The following is a 24546-nucleotide window of genomic DNA, read 5'->3' on the forward strand; positions in this document are numbered from 1 at the left end:
TCATCAAAATGCACATTTTGATACCGTTTTACAGTACAACATGGCTTTATTGGAAAATTTAAATAGGCTCTTAAAATTACCATGTTGCTTTATTTGTTATATTTGCTTTGTTTTACAAACTTAAGAACTTTAGTAGAAGATGAAGAATGAAAGGTACGAGCTGAATAAGAATTTGGCTCAAATGTTGAAAGGAGGCGTTATCATGGATGTAACGACTCCGGAACAAGCAAAGATTGCCGAACAGGCAGGTGCAGTAGCGGTTATGGCATTGGAACGCATTCCGGCTGATATCCGTGCAGCGGGCGGAGTTGCCCGTATGAGCGACCCGAAGATGATACGTGGCATACAGGAAGCTGTCAGTATTCCTGTGATGGCGAAAGTGCGTATCGGACATTTTGTGGAAGCACAGATATTGGAAGCGTTGGAAATCGACTACATCGACGAGAGTGAAGTATTGTCGCCGGCAGACGGTGTGTTCCATATAGACAAGACCCAGTTTAAGGTACCGTTCGTTTGTGGAGCTAAAAACCTGGGCGAGGCATTGCGCCGTATCGCAGAAGGTGCTTCGATGATTCGTACCAAAGGAGAACCGGGCACCGGCGATGTGATTCAGGCAGTGACTCACATGCGCAGCATGATGCGCGACATCCGCCGCGTACAGGCACTTGCCGAAGACGAACTGTACAATGAGACCAAAGAGCTGGAAGTGCCGTTGGACTTGTTGCGGTATGTACACGAAAACGGAAAGCTTCCCGTAGTGAATTTCGCTGCCGGAGGTGTAGCCACTCCTGCCGATGCCGCCTTGATGATGCAACTGGGGGCTGAAGGTGTGTTTGTCGGTTCCGGTATCTTCAAGTCTGGCAATCCCGAAAAGCGGGCGCGTGCCATTGTCAATGCCGTAACCAACTATAACGACGCTAAGTTATTGGCAGAGGTTTCTACCGATTTGGGCGAAGCCATGGTAGGCATTAACGAAGATGAAATCACCCTGTTGATGGCAGAAAGAGGAAAATAACCGGGAAAGGATATGCTGAAAATAGGTGTTTTGGCGCTGCAAGGAGCTTTCCTTGAGCACGAACAGATGTTGGACCACTTGGGTGTAGCACATTTTCAAATCCGCCAATTATCCGATTTGTCCTGCCCCATGGACGGGCTGATTATACCAGGCGGAGAGAGTACGGCTATCGGCAAGCTTTTGAATAGCCTGGATATGATGTCTCCGCTTAGGGAGAAGGTGAAAGAAGGATTGCCCGTATTCGGTACATGTGCAGGTATGATTCTATTGGCAAATGAAATAGAAAACGACCCGAAGCGCTACTTGCAAGTGATGGACATCTGCGTGAAACGCAATGCATACGGCCGCCAGTTGGGCAGTTTCTTCACTCATGACCTGTTTGCCGGACAAGAAATACCCATGACTTTCATCCGTGCTCCTTATATAAATAAGGCAGGCGCGCAGGTGGAAATCTTGTCAACGGTAGACGGGCACATCGTAGCAGCACGTGAAAAGAACATGTTGGTCTGCTCCTTCCATCCCGAACTGACGGACGATACTACAGTACATGCTTATTTCATCGAGAAGATGGTAAAGAAGGAGGAAAGCCCAAAAGGGAATCAGATGCCAAGACCTTAGAAGCTGTTTTGAATTTCTCCAAAAAGTTTTTCTTGGCTTGATGTATCCGTTTTCGTGTGTGCTTTGGGCGATTTTTTGGTCCTTTTCGCTCCTGTTCTTCGTCAGATAGCCCGCTATCTTCCTCATCACAGAAGCGGAAATGCCTCAAAAACTCATCCCAAATCATCGCACGATAAATTCAAAACAGCTTCTTAGTTGTGCATAGGACATGACTATTGGCTTCTCACTTTCTCTAACTATTGTACTTAAACTGATAAAGCGGACGTGCCAACCCGGCGCATCCGCTTTTTTACTGACAAGTTAAAATATTAGAGAGAATTTAAAAAGACGGCTTGTCACTTCGTTAAGTAACTAATCAAAATTAAGCAGCATTATGTTTAAGTTTAATTCCCAAAGTATCCCCGACAGCCGCCAATGCCCTATTGACGGTATAAAAGAGGTTGTCGCTACTCGCATAATCCTGCGGTCTGATCCATTTGGTTTTCATTATCCTCCACAATGTTTCCGCAAGGTTCAGGTGCGGGGAATACGGCGGAAGATAAAAGAGGAAAAGCCCACGTTTCTCCCACAATGTCCTCAGTTCTCGTACCTTCTTGTTTCGATGTACGCTCGCATTGTCAAGCACGATGAACGTGTCTTTCTTAATGCTCAAGGAAAAGGCGTCGAGGTATTCAACGACCTTGTCCGCGTCAATGCTTTCAGTCGTGGTGAACCCATGATAGCGGTTGTTCCGGTCTATCATGCCGAAGATGTTGACCCTTTGTGCCTTTTGGGATGGGACATACACGTCTTCGTCACGGAATTGCCAGCCGTAAGGCACATAGCCTTCGGTGCATACGTGACTCTCATCGGCGTAATAAAGGTCTATCTTGCCGTCCATGTTCAGTTGTTCAAGTTCTTGCAACTTCTCGGTCTTATACGCATAGAGTTGCGGCGAGGGTACTCCCCTTGGGCGTTTTCTTATTCGCTTATATCTTGCGCCAATGCTGATAAAAAACGCTTGAATGTCTGGTCGCTCGCTTCCTTGCCCGTGGCTTTCTGCCAAGCTTCGCGGGCTTTGCTGACGCTCTGCCTGTCCTGTTCTATGGCTTTGCGGACAACTTCCTCGTCCGTGCAGTCCATGATAGGTTTGCGACCACGCCCGGGGCGGGTATGCAAGCCGCTGATGCCTTCCTGCATGAAACGTTTCACCCAAAAGTTGACGGATACATGCGACATCTCCGTCTGCAAACCTACTTGCTTGCTTGAAAGCCCTGACGATTTGAGCAATACGGCACGGCAACGCATGCGGAAGCAATGGCTGAGTCCCTGACGGAAACCTGTTTCCAACGCCAAGCGTTCGGAGTCCTTTAATATGATTGATTTGACTTTGCCCATAAGTGTATCTTTGAGGTTTATGAGGCAAAGGTATCAAATCTATATGATATAAACTAATTATGAACATCTACTTATTAGTTATTGTCCGCAACATCCCACCACACACGCGTTTCGAAGCTGTCTTCTCCTTGAGCTTGGATTGCAGCATTGTAATTATCCATATTAGTTCCGTAATCATCCGGATAATAGATACGCCGGTAAGGGATATGGGAGATGCTTGCCGATGGTCCCGGATAGATTTTCGGCACATTCAACCGCCGCCAATCCGACCATGCTTCTATACCGTCTTGCATAAAGTTGGCAAGCCAGCGCTGCATGCCTATCTTTTCTATCCTTTCTTCATCCGATCCGGTAAAGGCTATATCCGGTTGGGCATAATATGCGTCAAAGCGGCTTCCCAAATCGTATTGGTCGAATGAAGCCTGAATGCCTTGACGATAATAATTCTCAGCTTGGCTTTGGTCAATCCAACCACGTACGGCAGCTTCGGCCTGAATCAGCAAGATGTGTGAGGGGGAAATGATAGTTATCGGCGTGTTCTGCGCTTGATAATAACGAGGGTCAAAAGTAGCACAGTCCGTATATTGCGTGATGTCCGACTGCAAAATACCGAAAGGAACCCCAGCATATTCTCCTTGCGAATTAGGCTCAGCATAAGCTTCTATGCGTGGGTCGTTATAAGCGAGCAACTGATCCAGAAGAGTCTTTGACGGAGCAAAGTCGGCACGCCCATCTACTACAATATTGGTATAGAGAGGATTCTCGTTCATCTCTTCGCTTACAAAGTTATAGACCAATGCGTCAGAATTGTCAGTCATACCGCCATCGGCATACGCACGGGAAAACCGTTCACGTCCGGAAGAAGGATCTACATCCGAAAGCTTAATCGCCATCATCATGCGTAGGGAGGCATTGAATTTCTTCCATTTAGAGATATCTCCGTTATAGAGTATGTCATACGTGCCGTCTAAATCTCCACTTTCATCGAATTGCGCATACGCTTCTGTAAGGCGAGTGTCGAGATCTGAATAGATGGATTCTTGTGTATCGTATGCCGGAGTGAAATTTCCCGCATCTCCTTGCAATGCTTCCGAATAAGGAATCATGCCCAGCACATCGGTAATGTGCATATAGAAGTAAGCACGCAATGTCTGCGCCACGGCTATTTGGTTTTCATTGCTTCCCATCTGCAGCACGTTTGAAGACTGGCTAGTCGATTCTTCAGTGTTCAGCGAAATGATTTCTTCCAAATTTTGTAAATCTCTGTAATAGAAAGCCCGCGTATCATAGTCTTGCAATCCAAAGTTGGAATATTGGATATTCTGCCGTTCGGACAAATATTGCGGAAACAATTGTGTCCACGGGTTATAAGTGCCATTCAGGGCAAAAAGATACGTATCCATACATACCCGGGTAAACAAAAAGCGTGTATCCGGAGAAGAAGGATTGTTAGGGTCTACAGTCAAATCTCCGAAATTGCCACAACTGCTCAAGCCGGTAACTCCGACAAAAATCAAAGCCAATAATTTTATCTTTTTCATAATAAACCAATCTTTTAAGTTAGAATGTCAGACTCACTGTAAAACCGTATGAACGTACAGAAGCAGCCTGTCCGCCTTCAATATATCCTTCGGTAGCCGCTCCCATTTCAGACGGGTCGATGTTGGGAACTGCCGAGTAAATCAACCAAGGGTTTTGTGCTACAAAAGAAATGCTGGCACGCTTGATTCCCCAATTCAGACGACGCAAGAACGATTCAGGGACAGTATAACCAAGACTCAGTTCACGCAGTTTTACATAGCTTGCATCATATACATAGTCTTCCCATAACAATGACTTATAGCTTTGGAAGTAAGTCTGCGCATCCATATAAGTAGTGACAGGAGAGTATGTGCCATCTTCGTTTTGGATCACTCCATCCAAGCGGATACCTCCACCGTTTGCCACACTATTACGAATCGGATTTCCTTTGTCATTCAATCCTGTGGTTGAACTCAGCAAACCGGATGCTTCGCCAAACATATTCGTAGCAGAAGCTAAAGCACCTCCTACTTGGAAATCGAGCGAAGCGTTCAAGGTAAATCCTTTATAGCGCAACGTAGTGGCAAAACCACCCGTCAAATCTGGCTGTATATTGCCCAATTCTTCTTGTGCGGACGTGTTATACAAAGGTACGTAATCACCGTTCTGATTGCGACCCAACAAAAGGTTTCCTTCGGGATCACGCTGCCAAACCGAGCCGCGTATTACGCCAATAGGCTCTCCGACTTCCGCATAAGAATAAACGCGTGAACTCCACGACATCCAGTAAAGTTGATAAGATTCTTGTCCATCTACTAACTCTTCCAATGTATTCCGGTTATGGGCTACGTTGGCATTTACTTCCCATGACCAGTCTTTCGTACGAATGATTTCACCTCCTAATGATACTTCAATACCACGGTTTCGGATCAATCCGGCATTCATTCTACGGGAAGTGTAGCCGCTGGATGGAGTAGTATTCATGCTGACTATCTGATTCTTTGAGTCTCGGTTGTAGAAGTTGATGTCTCCCCAAAAACGATTGTTGAACATGCGGAACTCCGTACCAATTTCATACGAGGTAGAAATTGTCGGCTTGATATACGGGTCATTCAGTGTAGGACTGGTCCACATGGTAGACAAACCGTTGTACTTGACTACTTCACCATCGCTGTTACGAATGGAATAAATGTTGTACACATTATACGGATCCATCGTTGAACCGACTTGGGCTGCGGAAGCTCTAATCTTCCAGAAATTTAACCAATCGGCATGTTTGAACCAGTTGCTGGCGATGACAGCTACCGACAAACCTCCATACAAATAGCTGTTGTTGTCCGGATGAAGAGTAGAACTCCAATCGTTACGCAATGAAAAATCTATATAATAGGTATCATTCCATCCGGCCGTCACTGTACCATAGATACTTTGCTCGTGAATTTGTTCTTTATTATTGCTGCCTCCTGCATCACCCGAAGATCCTCCTAAATTGTTGAAACCATCCATAATCAATCCGTTACGAGTGAATCCGGAGAGTTCGTCCAGGTTGCTTTGGCGGTCTTCAAAGAAAAGTGCCGCATCTATTGCCAGCTTGTCATTCAAGAAATGATCGTTCCATGTAATGCGCCCTTGGGTTTGGATGTCCGAATAAGAATTCTGATCTTGTTGGTAGCTGGATACTAAACCAAACATCTGGTTAGGGATAACTTGTTCCGACTTTTCATTACGAATGTTGCCATTAACACGAATGCCGGCTTTCAGGTTCTTCCAAATAGTCAGTTCGGCATCTCCACTGAATAAGTTCCATTGATAAGTGTCCGTTGTGTTGATTTCATTGAATACAGCATAAGGGTTATCATGAAAAGCGGCGTTCAGGCTAGTCGGATCCGAATCACGGCTGGTGATGTTCCAATATATATGGCTGCCGTCCGCACGCTTGTAGTTCTTATAATCCTGTAAGTTTACGTTGGTATGCCCCCATTGCTGGTATGAATAAAGAGCATTTCCTGTCTCAGCATATCCCTCTACCGCCGCATTATGGTTTTTGCGGTAAGTATATTTGTAGTCTACTGATATTTTCAAACGGTCAAAGGGTTTGAACTCAGTCCGTACGGACAAATAACGCCGTGCCGCATCGCTATTGGGAGTGATGCCTTGGCGTGACACGTTAGAGAATGACACACGTGTAGAATAATCTTTACCTGAACGTGAAAACGCCACGTTGGTCGTATTGCTGAAACCGGTTTCAAACAAATCGCTCAGCTTCAATTGTGGACTCCATGAGGTGGTCTGTCCGAAACGTGGGTCGCTCGGATCCCATGCGTATGCTGGAAGATATTGCTGGCCATTGAAAGCCGGACCCCAACTGGCATCGTTATTGTAGTCATAATATGCCTTGCCGTCCAATGCCTGCAGATATGACGGGTGTCTGCTCGCATCATAATGGAATACAGGAAGTTCCGCCTCAGCTCCCAAATAACCTCCACCATATTGGTTTTGCATGTCAAAATGGTCGTACATCTTTTCCCATGCGAAAGTATGGCTTACATTGATTTCTGTATGCCCTTCCTGTCCTGAACCGTTTTTTGTGGTGATAATTACGGCACCATTGCCACCACGTGAGCCATACAAAGCCGTAGCTGCAGGGCCTTTCAGTACGTTAACTGATTCCACATCGTCCATATTGATGGCATTGGCATCTTCCGAAATAATGCCATCAATGACATAAATCGGTTCTACTCCACTGGCATCAGTCAAAGAAGATGTACCACGCAAAATGATACGTCCGCTATCAAACGTGGCACCTGATGAACCTAAGAAACGGATACCGGACACTTTGCCCGCCAATGCATTGTTCAAGTCTGTTTGCCGGGTAATGGTCAAATCTTCTGCCTTTACGGTCTGAGTAGAATATCCCAATGATTTCTCATGGCGGGTAAGTCCTTGTGCTGTAACTACCACCTCATCCAAAGTTTCAGTATTAGGTTCCATTACAATGTTCATCGTTCTGGAAGTAATATCAACCTCTTTTGTGTTCATACCGATAAAAGAAATACTTAATGTCTTGGCAGAAGCCGGCACGTTGGAAAGATTAAAACGGCCTTCCACATCAGTAATGGTTCCCATGGTTGTCCCTTTTACTAAAACAGATGCTCCCACTATCGGCAACCCATCGTCTGCGGAAGTCACAATTCCCCTCACTTGTCTCCCTTGAGACCATAAAATGCCTATTCCAATACATAGAAAAGACAACATTAAAACAATTTTCCTTTTCATAAACTCTCTCGTTTAGTTAAACAATCTTTAATTAATACAGCTGTCATAACCTGTTTTATTGAATTTTTCGCAAAGTTATAAATAAAAGGAAAATAAAAGCAAATATTTTATATCAAAATAATATCTAAATCTACAAAAACAGTAAAATTGGTTATTTAATAGCAGGTTTTTGTATATAAAACTTATAAATTATCAAAATATCGCGCACATATTTGTTATATTGTCATTTTATGAAATTAATCCTCAATTATCAAATACACACAATAGTCATATATTTACTTACTTTTTATTACATCTCAAATTCATCTTTGAAACTATTGAAGGTGGCATAAACAAGTAATGCAACCAAATCAGCACACACGAAAACGAATACATCAAGACGGGAAAAAACTTTTTGGAGAAATTCAAAACAGTTTCTCTTGGCTTTATGCTATTTTGCTAGCACATTACAAACATCGGAACTTAAACAGAATCTTAAAACAGGATCTAACTGTGCTGTTCCACAAACACCAGAACCCATAAACACCAGGATATTGATTTTTGAGTTTTTAAGTGGCTGAGTATTCAGATTTTGTAAGTTTATTCGTATATTCGCAACCGAAGACCTTATTCGCTACAGAAACACAAAACATCTTTCATTTCATCTGTTACGATGCTTTATGTTCTCTGTGGTGAGACTTTAACGATTACAAACTCAAAACTTAAAGCAAATGAAACACGTATTTATGACAACCCTGCTGCTGCCCTTAATGGCGTGCGGAGGAGGAAACCAACAGGTGCAAACGACCAGCGAAACCGTCCAGAACAGCACCAAGAACCAAGTAGTGGAAACTATTATGTCACGCCGTAGCATCCGCCAGTATAAACCGCAGGCGGTAGAGCGTGAAAAGATACAGACTATTGTCGAATGCGGTATCAATGCCCCCAATGCCATGAACCGCCAACCTTGGGAAATCCGTGTCGTAGACAATCCCAATTATATTAACGGCGTAACCGAATTATATAAGAAAGCCAATCCGAAAGCCGCGTCAGACTCTACATTCCGCAATATGTTCCGCAATGCACCTACGGTAGTCTTTATCGGGCACGATACAAAATCAGAAAGTTCGCCTTTCGACTGCGGTTTGTTGGCTGAAAACATGATGATTTCAGCTTGGTCTATGGGGATAGGAAGTTGTTGTTTGGGAAGTCCCGCCCGCTTTATGAAGAGTCCTGAAGCGGCTGAATACTTGAAAAAGCTAAACTTCAGTGAAGGTTACGAACTGTTATATTGCATCGGCTTCGGCTATCCCGATGAGGTTCCAACCGCCAAGCCTCGTGAAGCAGACAAAATCCAATTTATCGAGTAAAATATATCACTAAAATTTAAATGTAGAAAAAACAGAGGCATAATGTAATCTTATTTAAGTAGTAAAATAAAGCACACAAACCAACTCTTGAATAAGCAGACTTTGTGCCTCTGTATTTTTATATTCACTTAATTTACAAATTATCTTGTAAATAATTATTCCCATCTATCCTACTCAACTATCCGACTATTCAATCGGCACATATTCGACACATTTTGTTATCAACTCCGCACGCATAAACATCTACACTTTTATTTATCAATTAATTAGCTCATTTCGCACATGTAGCCGGCGCGGCTACTGACGGGGCATAAACCACCTTTCTCCGTGAATCAGGCAGTGCAATCAACTCATTGATTTAGAACGATTTGAATCTTTTAATTTATAAATTAAATTTAATTTTTTATGAGAAAAAAGTATTTAAGTGCACTGCTGTTCGGAGCGCTTTTGTTCGCTTCAACAGGAACTTTTACCTCTTGTAAAGACTACGATGATGACATCAACAGTCTGCAGGAGCAAGTGGATGCCGTAAAGGCTGACCTTGCCGACTTACAGGATCTTGTGAATGCAGGTGTCGTAATTACTTCTGTTGAAACAATTACAGATGGGAATGGCGGTATCAGAATCACAACAAGTGATGGTGTGTATGAAGTGTTGAATGGAGCCAACGGTACAGATGGGGCAGACGCTGTAGTATGGACTATCGGGGAAGATGGTTATTGGTATCAAGATGGAGTGAAGACAGAATATCAAGCTATCGGCAGTTCGACCGAAGCGGAACCTGTAGAAGTATATGTCCCCAACAAGGAAACTGGCTATTTCGACATTTATAAAGATGGTGAGTTTGTAGAACAAACCGATATAAAATGGGCCGCATCGGGTGTGACTGCTGTTAAAAACGGAAATAAGCTTGTGTTCAGCAATGTAGATGGTTCTGAAACAGACCTTGAACTGACATTGGGTGAAGCGTTAGCTTCTGTTGCTTTCCTTCCTGAAAAAGTCAGCAAAACATTGCCTTATCCTACAACGACAGAAGAATTCTACCACGTAGCAACGTATTTGGACGAAAGCAAATACGAAACGACTACGAAAGACTTCATTGCGCAAGACTTGGATAAATCGAACGTAGTAGATATGTTGTACCGCTTGAATCCTACCGGAGCTTATGTGGGCGAAGATACTTCTTTGAAGTTCGTCAACAGAGCTGTGTCAAGAGCTACGGGTGATAAAAATGGTTTGCTGACCATTCATGAATCAGAAATTGTTGACGGCGAAGTAACAGCCAAGACTTTGGTTAACGCTACCAAGCTGGAAGAAAATTCACTTGCAGCCCTTCAGGTATTCAGCGGTCAAGAAACCGTTACTTCTGATTTCGTTCATATTACTTCTACTCCCATTGACGCTGTAATAGCAGACACGACTGAAACAGTAGTTGGTTCGGATGCCGTTGAATTCTATCCGAGAACCAAAGCTATTGTGGGAAATGGTGAGACAAGCGATTTCATCCAGCAGTTTGTTGCATTGAGTGCTCCTGCAAATCTTGAAATGATATATACCGGTGAATTGGATTTGAAGGAAAAGGTTGGATTGTATTCTAACGACAAAGATAACTATTTGTCAGACCTGGGCTTCTATGGCATGGAATACGAATTCTCTTTACCCGAAGAATATCTGGCAAATGATCAACAACACACCAACCAGCAATGGTTCGTTCAACTTACAGACGGTGTTTTGAAAGTAAATACCGCTAATTTAGGTGAAGGAACATTGACTCCTGCTATCGGCCGTACACCGGTGGTACGTGTAGATGCTTATTTGACAGATAACCATGGTGTTAAAAGAATGGTCGGCTCTTCTTATATCAAGATTGAGATTACAGCGACTTCTTCTGAACCGATGGAAGCTATCAATGCCAACATTGACGTTACTGCAGAAAAAGATTACTACACACTTTCTGGCGCATATACGGAAGTTGGAGCAATGTCGTGGGAAGAAATCAATACAGAGATTTATGGCCAGACCCACTTGACTGCAGCATCGTTCTGGAATTATTATGGAGGCAACAATGACACTTATAACATTAAGGTAGAAGTTGAAGGCATTTCGGGTACTGTTACGGTTATACCGGAAACAACCGTTGCTAACGGTAACGCCGTTACAAATGCAGGAATCCAATGTACTGTAGACCTCAACAAGGCAAACCAGACAACTTCTAATGTTGAAGTAGCTGTCAATAACGAAGTATTGACACAAAATACTTATAAAGACGTTGACGGCAAGGGTGCCAAGTATACGGTTACCATCACTCTGAAGTCTGATGATACGACTGCACATCCGGATGTTGTCTTGACGCAAGTATTCTATGTAAAAGAAGAATGCCAGCAATACACTTACAACCCGCTGTATCATGTTACGAACTACGATGGACATACCGGTGATTTGATTGTCGTAAAAGGCCAGTTGAATACTTCTAACGCTTGGGAAATGTCTACCGCATTGGAAGAGCATTTCACAAGAAAGTCTGGCTCAGGTATATTCGATCTGGGTTATCTGCCAACCAATGTCAATAGCATAGTATTTGCTTGGGCGATAGATGAAACAGGCGTAACTATGGATCCAGCCGGCCATATAGTAGCATTGAGCAATGAGTTGACCGAACCTTACGCCATCAAGACGATGACTTATACCACGACTCTTGCTAACGGTGAAAACTGTGACTACTCTTACGATATTGTATTCGAAAATCCGTTTGTTGCCGGTAATGCAGGTGGTGTAGAACTGACAGACGGTGTCGGTGAAAATAAGGTGGAAACAATGTCTAAGGTACTCGTAAAAGATACCGAAGGAGATGATATTTACAAGTGGAATGGTTCTGCATTGGCATTGACTTCCAAGGCTACGGATACATATAAGCTTACAAGCGGCATCGTTTCTGTAGGTTATGAATTTGTACGCAATGAAGCTTGGACAACCATTACAAGCAACATGAGTGCAGGAAGTGAGTTGAAGGTTGATTCGGATGGTGTAGTTACTTGGAAGAACCAAGGTTCGTTGTTGCAGAGCGACTATGCTCTTCAAGTGAAAGCTACTGTAACTTTCACAGACCTTTCTCAAGTAGAAGTTATCATTCCTGTAACACTGAAGAAACGATAAATATTCGCTCTCTTGACATTTTAGAAGGTGGCTCACAAAGTCACCTTCTTTTTTATGGTTTTGCGGGAAGACAATCATTTAATGGCGGAAGTATAATATGCAGAAAAATAAAAAGGAAGTGATTTTTGTAAGCGTACTTGTTTGTTTGGCTATAGCCATCGTATTTTATTATTTTTGTTCATAGCGTATATTTTGCGCAAAATATATTTGTGTATTGGGGCTGATGATATACTTAATCAGAAATGAAATGCGAAAAATCCGTGTGATTAAAGAAACTGTTTTGAATTTCTACAAAACGTTTTTTCCGTTTCAACTCGTCATCAGATAGCCCGTTATCCTCTTTATAAAATCAGAAAAACATCCTCGAAAACAATGCTCAAAATAAGCCTGAGCAAAATTTAAACAGGCTCTAAATCAGCCATGATAAATTCAAAACAGTTTCTCAATAGAACACAGAGACGCAAAGAAGCGGGGGAATCATTGGGAGAAGGCAAAAGGTACGGAGCCAAACGCCACTCTCTGCAATCTCGACATAAAATTATGGATTCCGTATTTTACCCAATAACCTTGTAGGGGCGTATCACATACGCCCCTACAGGATTATTTATTTATGTGGATGTTTCCAGAGTTCATTAAACTCTGTGTTTCTGTGTACCATTCCATTTTCCGCAAGCCAATTTTGTCCTACTATAAATACGGCTTACCGGAAGTCTTTCAGCTCCTTTTGCAACCGGCGGCGGGTAAAATGGATGCGGCTTTTTACGGTGCCCAAAGGCAAATCCAACCGGTCGGCTATCTCACGGTATTTAAAGCCCGATACATACATCATGAAGGGGATGCGGTATTCTTTGGGAAGGGCGTTGACGATGATATGCATTTCTTTCAGGTCGTATCCGTTTTCGATAGAGCCGGTCTCGATGTCATACTCCCGCTGGTTGAGGAAGAACTGGGTATCGGTTTGGTCTATGTAAGTCTGGTCGCGTACTGATTTGCGGTAATTATTAATAAAGATATTGCGCATGATGGTATATATCCATCCTTTAAAGTTTGTTTCTGCGGTATACTTGTCTTCGTTACCCAGTGCTTTAAGCGATGTTTCTTGTAACAAGTCGTCCGCGTCTTCGCGGTCAGCCGTGAGCTTATAAGCAAAGTGATGTAATTCGGTTTGGACGCTCAGCAGGTTCTGAGCAAAGTCGGCTGTTCTCATTTGGTTCTGTTTTTTGGGGTTAATATTGTAAGCATTCGATAAACTAAGTAGATGTTCATAATTAGTTTATATCATATAGATTTGATACCTTTGCCTCATAAACCTCAAAGATACACTTATGGGCAAAGTCAAATCAATCATATTAAAGGACTCCGAACGCAGCTCAGTCTCCGATTACTTCTGGTAATACAACGGTTAAGCGTGACGGATACTTTGAAATGCATTCACAGAATGTTCCACAAACTTCAACAACAACTGTTGAAATTACAGTTACCGATATTTGGGGATATTCTAAGACAAGTTCAGTACCTGTACAAATTACGGTTGAATAATTCAATTAACTCTTCTATTATAAAAGCGGCTCTTTTGAGCCGCTTTTTTATTGCCCCTTTCAGAATAATTTTGTTTCTTTGCGTAAATCCAAAACTTGATGCATGATGAAGTACCCGATAGGAATCCAGAGCTTTGACCAGATTATAGAAGACGGTTATGTCTATATTGATAAAACTGATTTGATTTACCAGTTAGTAAAAGGCGGGAAAATCTATTTTCTGAGCCGCCCTCGTCGGTTCGGCAAGAGCCTGCTGGTGTCTACCCTGAAATGTTATTTTCAGGGGCGGAAAGAACTATTTAAAGGGCTTGCTATTGACAAGTTGGAAACCGAGTGGGCGGAATACCCCGTGTTCCATATCGACTTTAACGGGACTGACTTTACAAGATCGGGCAAACTGGATGATATCATAGGAGGTACGGTCGGCACATGGGAAAAGGAATACGGGCGAACTACAGAATTTGAGGATATAGGCAAGCGGTTCGCCTACGTGCTGCAGCAGGCGCACAAGCGGTACGGCAGGCGGTGCGTGGTGCTGGTAGACGAATACGACAAACCCATACTCGATGTGCTGGATACGGGATACACGACCACGATAGACGGGAAGGAACGTTTGCTGGAAGGCATCCATAGGGAAATATTAAAGAGTTTCTATTCCACCTTTAAATTGGCGGATGAAGACCTTCAGTTCGTGCTGCTGACGGGCGTGACCAAGTTCTCTCAGGTAAGTGTGTTCAGCGGGTTCAACCAGCCGAGCGACATCAGCATGGACGAGCAGTATGAAACGCTTTGCGGCATCACACAGGAAGAACTGGAGCATTATTTTGCCGAGCCTATCAAGGCATTGGCTACAAAATATAAGGTTACTGAAGAAGGGATGCTGGACATGCTGAAGCACCGGTATGACGGCTATCACTTCAGCGGCAACCTGACGGACATATACAACCCGTTCAGCCTGCTGAACGCGTTTGCCAAAAAGGCACTCCGTGACTATTGGTTCTCCAGCGGCACACCCACCTATCTGGTCCGCCTGCTGAACCATACGCAGGAGAACTTGAACGAACTGACCGGACGTTATTATCGCCCCGAAGAGTTTGTCGATTACAAGGCGGACGTGGAGAAGCCCTTGCCGATGATTTACCAGAGCGGTTATCTGACCATCAAAGGATATGAGCCTGTATACGAACGTTTCCTTCTCGATTTCCCGAACAACGAAGTGAAGAACGGTTTCGTGTCCTTAATCGCTTCCGATTACCTGAAATCCAAAGAAAATATGGGGAATTGGGTAATAGACGTAGTGGAATCTCTGAAACACGGCGATTTGGAACAGCTTCGCAAACTGTTCACATCGTTCCTTGCCAGTATTCCATACTCAATGCGTACCAAGAAGGACGAGGCGGAGAAGGAACGCTTCTTCCACTATACGCTTTATCTCATTTTCCGCCTGATAAGCGTTTATACAGTCTATACCGAGAAAGAACAGAGCCAGGGACGTGCCGACTGTATCGTGGAGACGGATGAGTACATCTATATTTTCGAATTCAAGCGCGATGGCACGGCGGACGAGGCTTTGGCGCAGATAGAGGCGAAAGGCTATGCCCGCCCTTACGAGGCCGACCCGCGCACCTTATATAAAATAGGAGTGAATTTCTCTTCCGAAACGGGTACAGTGGAGGACTGGAAAACCGCCTGATTTACTATTTGTCTATTTACGATTTACTATTAATGAATTTCGCAAAAGCCATGTAGGGGCGTATTGCATACGCCCTGAAGGTATTTGCGTGGATAAGTTGGCGCATTCGGGCGTATGCGATACGCTCCTACAGTTCATTGAGTGAAATGTGGATATTCACTAATAAAAAAGTGGTTATTAATCGTTTTTCGGGAAAGAAAATATGAGCGGCTTGCAGATAAAGACACTTCCGGAAGGTTGATAAGCCGGATGCAAGCGTTGGTGGGCCTATAGTTGGGGAACGATGTATTTGAGGATGATTTTGTCTTCCGTATAGGTCCGGTAGTAGAATCGGGAGTTTTTCATCAGCATGTTGATGCGCCCGGTTACAGAGGAATGATCCGTTTCGAATTTGTTTGTCCTTTATATCAGCCTTCATCTATTGTTCCTGTGGCTTGCCCTTCGGGAGTTCTCCGGCATTAGCTGCAGAGGTAATACATCACAATGGCTGCGCTCAGGCAGATAATCAAGACGACAAAGGCTTTCTGGATGTTGGCTTTCATAAGGATAATCAGTTAAAAAGAAGAGAGGCAGTTCCCAATACGAGATTGAGAACGCCTCTCTTAATCTTAGGTAAGCATTTGGTTATCTTTGATTAATTTCCATCTTTATTATTGTGCTTTTACAACGAAATTAGCCAATGATACAGGATGTTCGTGTCCGAATGCGTCAACCAAGACGAATTGCAATGTAGAATTAACATCTTCAGCAGGTCTTAAAGCACCTACAACCGGTGTAAATACAAAGGCATTAGTAGCTTCATTGAATTCTACCGTGAAGTATTCGTCTACACCTCCATTGTTGCTAATCAAATGGATTTCGCCTTCCTTAACAGCTTCGTAACCAATCATTGCCGGACTGAAGTTGTAAGCGTCGCCATCTTTCTTGATATTAATCCAGCAAGTGGCAGCATCAGAACCAATAGTCAATTGGCTATTGTTTTGTCCATAAGTCAAGTTGAATTTAACCGGACTCTTATCAGCATTGAGTCTCAACCAATCAGCAGACAGAACTTCATCGTTATCCAACTTAACCTTGAAGCTTTCGCCTGATACGGTATAATTATGATCATCACTTTCCGAAGATATACGCGGATAAGTGTAAGATACGTTGATGTCGTAAGTTCCACCTATCAATTCGAAAATTTCGTTTTGTGTCAGAACACTGTAGTCAAATTCTATTTGATAACGATATTCAGTGCCATTCCATACTCGCTTGATTAGAATACCGTCGGTTGCACACTTAAAGTCATAGTTACCGTCTGATGCACTTGTACCTTCTACATCTACTAATCCATTAAATGCTTCAGTGAAGTCGTAAGGATTGTACCAGTTATTCAAAGTGTAAGCATCAACAGTGGTATGAACACCATCAATGAACTGATTATCCTTCGGCGTAAAGCGTTCAGGGAATCCAGGCATAGTCTTCGTGATTTCTACAACATACTTCTTCACAATCATGTTGTTCCGGTTCTTGATATCAACAAAGATTGTGTAGGTCTCGTTGTCAGCATAGTTATAAGCGGCATTATCAGCAACCCAACGTATGCTTACAGCGTCAGCCTTATTATAAGTTACATTACCGTCCTTATCCAAGAATTCATAGGAGAATGTACCTTGTACACCATCAACAATCGGGTTGTTATCGATATCCTCAGTGTAGTCGATATCGCAGCCTTGTTCGAACAATGCTTTCAATTCATTATCAATAGTAATGACTTTTGCTTCACGACTAACAGCTTTTGTTGTCGGGTCGTAATCCGGAGTATAAGTAGTAGCCAATGTAGTTGCTTCGAATTCACCTACAGCAACATAGAATGCCTTACCGTCCGGGTCAACCAAAGAACCGTCATGGTTAACAGCATATACACGGAAACCGATAATATCACCGTTTGCCTTCTCATCGTTGATGCTCATTGTCAGCTTACCGTTGGTAGTAATGGTATTCAGTCCGGTAATGTTTGCTTCATACGAATTCCATGCGTTGATTTCAGACGGAGCACTTTCTACCGCACGTTGTGCATCCAATACGACATAGAAGCCATAAATGCCGCTTTGCTGGTCGGTTGTATAATCACCAAGTTCTACAGTGAACGGCACTCCTACTTCTGCAGAGAAATAGTCATAATCTTCTCTATTGTCACCGCCATTCCATAAATCTTGTCGACTTCCTAAAATAGTGGCAGTACCTGATTTGTAATCGGCATCAATGCTAGTATAAGAACCATTTTGGAGTATACGTTCATCACCCTCACGGTTTGTATTCCACTTGTAGTCGTACATCAAGTCGTTATCTCCGTTCAATACCCAGTCTGAGCCATTGTTTTGTTCTGCATGGTGGAAACGGTTATATATGGTAGAGACATTCTTGTCATCAACCTTGAATCTTAACTCGTATACAGGAGCATAGTCGGATGCCAAATACAAGTCGTAACCACTGGTTACATAACGTTCCTGTTCAGCCGGAGTGTCTTTGATAGCGACTGCATACTTGATTTCCGCCAAGTTGTCAATAGCTGTTTGACTCAATGTGTTGTCATATTTATACTTGGCAGCTTTCATGTATGCATCTTCACTGTAGTTAGTTTCGTTCAACTTGAAGTAAACTTTCCACAAGCCGTTAGAAGAAACGCCACGAGTTACCATACCTTTATATGGTTTCACATCCGTAACTGTAACCAATTCATCCAAGTTACCCAGCTCGCTGTTGATGAATGAAATCTGATCAGCAGTCAGTGTTGCATTGCTCGGAGATACACGGATCAAAACAGAGTCTGTCAAGAATGCTCTTTCACCCTTCTTGAATTCAATTTGGTTCTTGATTTCATACAAGGCAGCTTCTTTTTCGTCAGCCTGCTCTGCGCCTCCGAATACACGGTCTTCCACAGCTTCTGCTGTACGTAAATCCATACGGTTATAAAAACCAGCAATGATGGGGTCGCTGTATTCACCTTCATCGTAGCCTAACACTTCTACATGAGTGACCATCTTGCTATAAGCAGCCGAAATCAAATCCAGTTCAGCACCAACAGTTTCAGTCACCTGCTCTGCAATCTTGTTAGCCATTTCTTCGGTCAACTGACCAGCTTCGATGGCTTCGATTGAAGCTTTCAAAGCATCAATGTCTGCACCTGTCAGAGCCTTATATTCGTCCAAAGCAGCAAGCTGTCCCTCAATGGCAGTTTTGTTGGCAGCAATCTGCTTTGCGTTTTCAGCCACAGAAGCTTCCAGATCAGTGATGGCGTTCTGCAAATTGGTGTCAGCTTGCGCCAAGGCTTCCAGTGAAGCTTCAGTGTTAGTCTTGAACTGTTCCAAAGTCTGGATGCTGCCCGAAATGCCTGCCAATGTTTCGTTAACAGTAGCAATAGCAGCTTGCAGCTCTTCTTTGTCTGCAGTAGCGGCAGCTTGCAGTTCAGCCTTTGCAGCCTCCAAGTCAGCCTTTGCAGCTTCAATGGCAGCGTTTTGAGCAGCCAGAGCAGCTTGTTGGGCTGCACTTTCGGCAGCGTCAATTGCGCTTTGCAAACCGCTTTGTGCAGATTGCAAACTGCTGATAGTGCTTTCTATCGCAGTAATCTTGGCGCTTACACCTTCCTGGCCACTGATTTGTTCTTGCAGATTGTTGATGTCGTCATCATAGTCTTTACAAGAGGTAAAAGTTCCTGTTGAAGCGAACAACAGCGCTCCGAACAGCAGTGCACTTAAATACTTTTTTCTCATAACAAATAAAATTTAATTTATAAATTAAAAAACTCAAATCGTTCTAACTCAAGCCTTTACAAGTACAGCCATATTCTGGAGAGAACAGGAGGAAAGCCCCGTCAGTAGCCGCGCCGGCTACTGACGGATTGTATATAAGTATTTGATTTATAGATGTATTCGTGTCTGATATTAAGGTTTGTTGGTAAAATGTTCCGTATGAGGGTCTGTTTTGTTTTATTGAGATTGGAGGCTTTTTATCAAGAAAGATAGAGGTTTTATTTCTATCTTTGTCTTGGATTTTTTATATTGTAAACTATGTTACATTTTGAAAGTGATTATCTGGAAGGGGCGTATCCGCTTGTATTGGAGCGGTTGATGCAGACTAATATGGAACAGACACCGGGATATGGAACTGATGTGTATTGTGAGGCGGCACGTGAGAAAATACGGCTTGCGTGCGCTGCTCCCGAAGCGGAGGTACATTTTATGGTAGGCGGAACGCAGACCAATGCTACGCTGATAACAGCAATGCTTCGTCCGTATGAAGGTGTGATAGCTGCAGAGAGCGGACACATTAACCAGCATGAAGCCGGTGCTGTAGAGGCTGGCGGGCATAAAGTACTGGCTTTGCCACATGCTGAGGGTAAGCTTTCTGCTACGGATGTGAACCGCTATGTTACAGATTTTTATGCCAATCCCAGTTGGACGGCTATGGTAGCTCCTGGAATGGTGTATATTTCCCAGCCTACCGAGTATGGGACTTTGTATACATTGGCAGAACTTCGGGCTTTGTCGGCTGTGTGCCGCAAGCATCACCTTCCTTTGTATATGGATGGTGCGCGTTTGGGTTATGCTCTTGCGGCTCATGGTAATGATGTGACACTGGAAGCGATAGCTTCGCTTTGCGATGTGTTTTACATTGGTGGTACAAAGGTGGGTGCTTTGTTTGGCGAGGCTTTGGTGATGCCTCGTCCGGGTGCTATCCGCCAGTTGTCTTCCATTATCAAGCAAAGAGGGGTATTGTTGGCAAAAGGGCGTTTGCTCGGACTTCAGTTTGATACACTCTTTACCGACGGATTATACGAACGGATTGCCCGCAATGCCATTGTGATGGCGGACAAGATTGTATCGGCACTGAAGGAACGGGGATACCGGTTTCTGATTACTCCGCAGACCAACCAACTCTTCGTGGTATTGGAGAATGAACAATTGGCACGCCTTTCTGCCCAGGTCGGTATCGAGGTCTGGGAAAAAGTAGACGATACGCATACCGCGGTGCGCATAGCTACCAGCTGGGCGACACGAGAAGAAAACGTGGATGCATTGATTGGGAAGCTTTGAGGAATTAAGAATGAGGAATGAAGAATTCCATGCGGGCGCAGCGATTCTTCATTCCTCATTCTTCATTTATTTGTACCACGAGGCATACATCAGGTATCCGTTAGCTATCTTTTGGTTTAATTCCTTGCTTTGTGCAGGATTTACTTTCTTGATGAACTTTGCCGGAACGCCTCCCCAAAGGGTGTATGGTTCGATTATCGTGTTCGAAAGTACCAGAGCGCCGGCGGCTACGATGGCACCTTCGCCCACTATGGCATGGTCGAGCAGGGTGGCGCCCATACCGATGAGTGCTTTGTTGTGGATACATGCCCCGTGCAGGGTGACGTTATGTCCGATAGAAACATCATCGCCGATTTCTACGGTCGATTTCTCGTAAAGTGTGTGCAGGACGCTTCCGTCCTGAATGTTTACCCGGTTTCCGATGCGGATGCTATTGACATCTCCCCGCAGGACGGTATTGAACCAGATGCTGCAATCGTCCCCCATCACTACATCACCGATAATCGTGGCATTGTCGGCAAGGAAACAGTTGCTTCCCATTTTGGGAGTGAATCCTCTTACTGATTTGATTAAAGCCATATTTTCTTAAGTTTGAATGTTGCGATAAAAGGTTGTTTGCGGTTCTTCAGCCTTTTGCTCCGGCGGATGCACTTCGACCTATATGCGATAAGATTAATAATCTTCAAGCCGTAAGATTATTAATCTTGCACGCGGAAGATTATTAATCTTGTCGGCGGTGCACTTATTTGCCTTGGCGGATGCACATATCTGCACCGCTTGGTGCAAATATGTGCATATGGTTCTGAAGATAATATCTGTATGCTTCAGGCGAGGGGAGAGGTGGCATTTTCCAGCCATGCAGCCTCTTCGGGTGCCAGCAGCGGTGCAAGTTCTTGATATACTTTCTGATGATAGGCATTTAGCCATGTTTTCTCCTCGGCTGTCATCATTTCGGGGCGGATGGGCTCTTTGTCTATCGGGCAGAGTGTCAATGGTTCGAACTTATAGAATTTACCGAACTCTGTAGTCTGGCTGGGGATGATGAGCATGGTGTTTTCGGTGCGCACACCGTACCGTCCAGACTTGTAAATGCCCGGTTCGTTGGTGAGGGTCATGCCGGGTTGGAGTAGGGCAGGGACGTGGTTCATTCGGATTTGATGAGGGCCTTCGTGAACGTTGAGGAAGTGTCCTACTCCGTGTCCGGTACCGTGTCCGTAATTGATACCTGCTTTCCACATAAACTGGCGGGCGAGTACATCGAGTTGTGTGCCACATGTGCCTTGTGGAAATTCGGCTTGCGACAAGGCGATGAAACCTTTCAACACCAGGGTGTAATCGATGCGTTGTGCATCGGATACCGGTCCGAGGGCAATGGTGCGGGTTATGTCGGTTGTGCCGTCGGTATATTGTGCACCGCTATCCAAGAGCAGCAAGCCTTCAGGCTTCAGTGTAGATGCTGTTTCGGGGGTGGCTTCGTAATGGACAATGGCTCCATGTTCCTGGTAGCCAGCGATGGTATCGAAGCTGATGCCTTGGAACAGGTCTTGCTTCGAGCGGAATTCGTATAGTTTCTTATCAATACTGATTTCGGTTTCCGCTCCACTCTTTACGGCTTCCTTCAGCCACATCAGGAAGCGTACCATTGCTACTCCGTCGCGTTTCATTGCCTGATGGAAGCCCTCTATCTCGGTTTCGTTCTTGATGGCCTTCAACATACAGACGGGTGATGGACGGCAGATGACGGATGCGGCCGATTGTGCCGTACGGTATAGTGCGTAATTGGTCTCGGGCGAAAGTTGGATGCTCTTGCCGGTGAAGTGCCGCAGGTCGTTTTCTATTTCTCCGTAATCTTTTGCCTGTACACCGTTTTCGGTGAGATAAGCGGTCAGTTCGGGGGTAAGTTTTTCACTCATTATATATAAGGTGGCATCTTGGCGGGTGATGAGCAGGTAGCTGATGAATACCGGATTGCAATGTACGTCATTTCCCCGCAGATTGAGTGTCCAGGCTATTTCGTCAAGAGCGGACAGGAGGATTCCGTCGGCCGGAGTTGCATCAATGCAGGCACGTATGGTTCTTAGCTTGTCGGATGCAGACGTTCCGGCATAAGTGAGTGGCAGAATAGAAAGGGGATTGCCGGGCAGGGCAGGGCGGTCTTTCCAAATGAGTCGGAACGGGTCATCGGTTGCTACCAGTTCCAGTCCATGTGTATCCAGTGCAGTGCGTAAGTCTTCTGTTTCTCCATAGCTGTTTACCCATCCGTCGATACCCACCTTGTCGTGCGGGTTCAGTACACTTCCCAGCCAGTCGGGGATAGATGGAGTTTCGGGCAGACGGTCTTTGAATAAAATGATGCCCGAGCCTTTCAACTGTTCTTCAGCCTGGAGAAAGTAACGCGAGTCGGTCCAAAGTCCTCCTTTATTATATAAGGTGATGACAGCGGTTCCTGCCGAACCTGTGAATCCGGAAATCCACTTGCGTGCCTCCCAGTATTGAGGCACGTATTCGCCCGCATGTGGGTCGGTGCTTGGGATGATGAATGCAGAAAGTCCTCTTTCTTGCATGAAAGCGCGTAAAGACGCTATTCGTTCGGTGATTCTTGTTTCCATACAGTAGCTTTCGTTTTAACGGTTAGCAAAGTTACGATTTCTGTGGAATATACAATAAAATATGGTGGAAAGTTTTGTAAATAAAGAAAGTATGTGTAATTTTGCGCCGCGAATTGACTACGCAACATTTAATAACAATATAATCTTAATTTTAAAAACATGATTGTAGTACCAGTAAAAGAAGGCGAAAACATTGAAAAAGCGCTGAAGAAATTTAAAAGAAAATTTGAGAAAACAGGTGTTGTAAAAGAATTGAGACGCAGACAGCAGTACGACAAACCGTCTGTATTGAAGAGATTGAAGATGGAACGTGCTATTTACGTTCAAAAAATGCATCAGACAGAAGAATAATTCCGCAAAAATCTTTGAATAATTGAATTCTTTTTCATAAATTCGTTGCTGAGAACAAGAAAGGCGATATTTTTATGTTGAAGGAATCTTTTCTGAGGTATCTCCAGTTCGAGAAAAACTATTCTGACAAGACCATTGTCAGCTATGGTACAGACCTCTCGGAGTTTGAAGCATACTTCAAAGCGGTGGATGAGGCTTTGGATTTTACGGCTGTCGATTCGGACATTATCCGTGGATGGATGGTTTCATTGATGGATGAGGGGTATTCGGCATCGTCGGTAAACCGGAAGCTGAGTGCGCTGCGGTCGTTTTATCGCTATCTGTTGCGGGAGAATGTGGTTTCGGCAGATCCGATCCGGAAGGTTCAGGGGCCGAAAAAGAAGAAACCGCTTCCCGTATTTGTAAAAGAAGCTGATATGGACAGGTTGCTGGATGAGGAACCGGGTGACGATTTCGAGAGTGTCCGCAACAAGACGGTTATCGCAGTCTTTTATGAAACGGGTATCCGCGAGGCGGAGCTGATAGGTCTGAAAGACGGGGATGTGGATTTGTCTGCATGCCAGATAAAAGTGACAGGAAAGAGGAATAAGCAGCGTATTATCCCGTTCGGGGAAGGTTTGAAAGAAAGGCTGCTCCGTTATCTTTCGGCAAGAGAAGAATATTGGCACGGGGAATGTGAGGCGTTTTTCGTCCGTAAGGAAGGGAAAGCATTATATCCCAGTCTTGTTTATTTGTTGGTGAAACGCGATTTGTCGAAGGTCGTGACGTTGAAGAAAAGAAGCCCGCATGTGCTGAGGCATTCATTTGCGACGGCTATGCTGAATAATGAGGCAGGGCTGGAGTCGGTGAAGGAGCTTTTGGGACATGAGAGCCTGACCACTACCGAGGTCTATACGCATACGACTTTTGAAGAATTAAAAAAAGTTTATGAACAAGCTCATCCAAGAGCGTAAAAAAAGGAGGTTTTT

General features: G+C 44.2%; 17 protein-coding genes. 8 read left to right on the forward strand and 9 right to left on the reverse strand.

All coding sequences use genetic code 11. The annotated features are described in order from the left end of the window. The first annotated feature begins 139 nt into the window (after nt 1-139). Nucleotides 140-1015, forward strand: coding sequence for a pyridoxal 5'-phosphate synthase lyase subunit PdxS (pdxS, locus tag B5G04_RS04985; protein WP_087249088.1), 876 nt, complete (start codon nt 140-142; stop codon nt 1013-1015). A 15-nt stretch (nt 1016-1030) separates the two neighbouring features. After that, nucleotides 1031-1633 carry a pyridoxal 5'-phosphate synthase glutaminase subunit PdxT gene (gene pdxT, locus B5G04_RS04990; RefSeq protein ID WP_087249098.1) on the forward strand — a complete coding sequence of 201 codons (603 nt, stop codon included), beginning with the start codon at nt 1031-1033 and terminating at the stop codon, nt 1631-1633. On the opposite strand, the gene B5G04_RS19685 is transcribed toward pdxT, so the two are convergent. From B5G04_RS19685 to B5G04_RS05010, 5 genes are all read right to left on the reverse strand, one after another. After that, complete coding sequence (locus B5G04_RS19685; RefSeq protein WP_158100050.1) at nt 1572-1799, reverse strand: hypothetical protein; 228 nt, start codon at nt 1797-1799, stop codon at nt 1572-1574. The genes pdxT and B5G04_RS19685 overlap by 62 nt on opposite strands. Before the next feature lie 195 nt (nt 1800-1994). After that, nucleotides 1995-2678 (reverse strand): IS630 family transposase, encoded by a 684-nt coding sequence (locus B5G04_RS04995; RefSeq protein WP_143270429.1) that lies wholly within the window; start codon nt 2676-2678, stop codon nt 1995-1997. Then, complete coding sequence (locus B5G04_RS05000) at nt 2594-3010, reverse strand: helix-turn-helix domain-containing protein (protein WP_087396117.1); 417 nt, start codon at nt 3008-3010, stop codon at nt 2594-2596. The genes B5G04_RS04995 and B5G04_RS05000 overlap by 85 nt, the downstream gene beginning before the upstream one ends. Before the next feature lie 74 nt (nt 3011-3084). Beyond that, the gene (locus tag B5G04_RS05005) at nt 3085-4551 is read right to left on the reverse strand and encodes a SusD/RagB family nutrient-binding outer membrane lipoprotein (protein WP_087249090.1); all 1467 of its coding nucleotides are present in this window, start codon (nt 4549-4551) and stop codon (nt 3085-3087) included. A 19-nt stretch (nt 4552-4570) separates the two neighbouring features. Continuing rightward, nucleotides 4571-7807, reverse strand: a complete 3237-nt coding sequence (locus B5G04_RS05010; protein ID WP_087396119.1) for a SusC/RagA family TonB-linked outer membrane protein — start codon at nt 7805-7807, stop codon at nt 4571-4573. 749 nt (nt 7808-8556) lie between these two features. On the opposite strand from B5G04_RS05010, the gene B5G04_RS05015 reads away from it, so the two are divergent. Then, nucleotides 8557-9156: a nitroreductase gene (locus B5G04_RS05015; protein ID WP_239414039.1), complete on the forward strand. Its 600-nt coding sequence runs from the start codon at nt 8557-8559 to the stop codon at nt 9154-9156. Between the two features lie 405 nt (nt 9157-9561). After that, on the forward strand, nt 9562-12309 hold the full coding sequence (locus B5G04_RS05020; RefSeq protein WP_087396123.1) for a PL29 family lyase N-terminal domain-containing protein: 2748 nt from the start codon (nt 9562-9564) through the stop codon (nt 12307-12309). Between the two features lie 700 nt (nt 12310-13009). On the opposite strand, the gene B5G04_RS05025 is transcribed toward B5G04_RS05020, so the two are convergent. After that, nucleotides 13010-13516 carry an RNA polymerase sigma factor gene (locus B5G04_RS05025; protein ID WP_087396125.1) on the reverse strand — a complete coding sequence of 169 codons (507 nt, stop codon included), beginning with the start codon at nt 13514-13516 and terminating at the stop codon, nt 13010-13012. A 437-nt stretch (nt 13517-13953) separates the two neighbouring features. Between B5G04_RS05025 and B5G04_RS05035 the strand changes: the two genes are divergently transcribed. Then, nucleotides 13954-15540: an ATP-binding protein gene (locus tag B5G04_RS05035; protein WP_204246998.1), complete on the forward strand. Its 1587-nt coding sequence runs from the start codon at nt 13954-13956 to the stop codon at nt 15538-15540. 650 nt (nt 15541-16190) lie between these two features. On the opposite strand, the gene B5G04_RS05040 is transcribed toward B5G04_RS05035, so the two are convergent. Beyond that, entirely contained in the window at nt 16191-19295 is a 3105-nt protein-coding gene (locus tag B5G04_RS05040) for a hypothetical protein (protein WP_087396131.1), read from the reverse strand. 297 nt (nt 19296-19592) lie between these two features. Here B5G04_RS05040 and B5G04_RS05045 point away from each other — a divergent pair, with 297 nt between their 5' ends. Further along, the gene (locus B5G04_RS05045) at nt 19593-20618 is read left to right on the forward strand and encodes a beta-eliminating lyase-related protein (protein WP_087396133.1); all 1026 of its coding nucleotides are present in this window, start codon (nt 19593-19595) and stop codon (nt 20616-20618) included. Between the two features lie 66 nt (nt 20619-20684). On the opposite strand, the gene B5G04_RS05050 is transcribed toward B5G04_RS05045, so the two are convergent. Continuing rightward, the gene (locus B5G04_RS05050; RefSeq protein ID WP_022040137.1) at nt 20685-21197 is read right to left on the reverse strand and encodes a gamma carbonic anhydrase family protein; all 513 of its coding nucleotides are present in this window, start codon (nt 21195-21197) and stop codon (nt 20685-20687) included. Between the two features lie 245 nt (nt 21198-21442). Then, complete coding sequence (locus tag B5G04_RS05055) at nt 21443-23227, reverse strand: aminopeptidase P family protein (protein WP_087396135.1); 1785 nt, start codon at nt 23225-23227, stop codon at nt 21443-21445. Between the two features lie 159 nt (nt 23228-23386). Here B5G04_RS05055 and rpsU point away from each other — a divergent pair, with 159 nt between their 5' ends. Beyond that, nucleotides 23387-23578 carry a 30S ribosomal protein S21 gene (gene rpsU, locus B5G04_RS05060; protein WP_087211334.1) on the forward strand — a complete coding sequence of 64 codons (192 nt, stop codon included), beginning with the start codon at nt 23387-23389 and terminating at the stop codon, nt 23576-23578. A gap of 74 nt (nt 23579-23652) precedes the next feature. Then, nucleotides 23653-24531, forward strand: coding sequence for a tyrosine-type recombinase/integrase (locus B5G04_RS05065; RefSeq protein ID WP_087211336.1), 879 nt, complete (start codon nt 23653-23655; stop codon nt 24529-24531). Nucleotides 24532-24546 lie beyond the last annotated feature (15 nt).

The organism is Bacteroides sp. An51A, from assembly GCF_002161565.1.
Lineage (GTDB): Bacteria > Bacteroidota > Bacteroidia > Bacteroidales > Bacteroidaceae > Phocaeicola > Phocaeicola intestinalis.

Coding starts and splice junctions, on each gene's coding strand:
- B5G04_RS05000 (WP_087396117.1), bottom strand. CDS start 3,010: ATGGGCAAAGTCAAATCAATCATATTAAAGGACTCCGAACGCTTGGCG.
- rpsU (WP_087211334.1), top strand. CDS start 23,387: ATGATTGTAGTACCAGTAAAAGAAGGCGAAAACATTGAAAAAGCGCTG.
- pdxS (WP_087249088.1), top strand. CDS start 140: ATGAAGAATGAAAGGTACGAGCTGAATAAGAATTTGGCTCAAATGTTG.
- B5G04_RS05025 (WP_087396125.1), bottom strand. CDS start 13,516: ATGAGAACAGCCGACTTTGCTCAGAACCTGCTGAGCGTCCAAACCGAA.
- B5G04_RS05040 (WP_087396131.1), bottom strand. CDS start 19,295: ATGAGAAAAAAGTATTTAAGTGCACTGCTGTTCGGAGCGCTGTTGTTC.
- B5G04_RS05020 (WP_087396123.1), top strand. CDS start 9,562: ATGAGAAAAAAGTATTTAAGTGCACTGCTGTTCGGAGCGCTTTTGTTC.
- B5G04_RS05035 (WP_204246998.1), top strand. CDS start 13,954: ATGAAGTACCCGATAGGAATCCAGAGCTTTGACCAGATTATAGAAGAC.
- B5G04_RS05010 (WP_087396119.1), bottom strand. CDS start 7,807: ATGAAAAGGAAAATTGTTTTAATGTTGTCTTTTCTATGTATTGGAATA.
- B5G04_RS05015 (WP_239414039.1), top strand. CDS start 8,557: ATGGCGTGCGGAGGAGGAAACCAACAGGTGCAAACGACCAGCGAAACC.
- B5G04_RS05045 (WP_087396133.1), top strand. CDS start 19,593: ATGTTACATTTTGAAAGTGATTATCTGGAAGGGGCGTATCCGCTTGTA.
- B5G04_RS05055 (WP_087396135.1), bottom strand. CDS start 23,227: ATGGAAACAAGAATCACCGAACGAATAGCGTCTTTACGCGCTTTCATG.
- B5G04_RS05005 (WP_087249090.1), bottom strand. CDS start 4,551: ATGAAAAAGATAAAATTATTGGCTTTGATTTTTGTCGGAGTTACCGGC.
- B5G04_RS19685 (WP_158100050.1), bottom strand. CDS start 1,799: ATGATTTGGGATGAGTTTTTGAGGCATTTCCGCTTCTGTGATGAGGAA.
- B5G04_RS05065 (WP_087211336.1), top strand. CDS start 23,653: ATGTTGAAGGAATCTTTTCTGAGGTATCTCCAGTTCGAGAAAAACTAT.
- B5G04_RS05050 (WP_022040137.1), bottom strand. CDS start 21,197: ATGGCTTTAATCAAATCAGTAAGAGGATTCACTCCCAAAATGGGAAGC.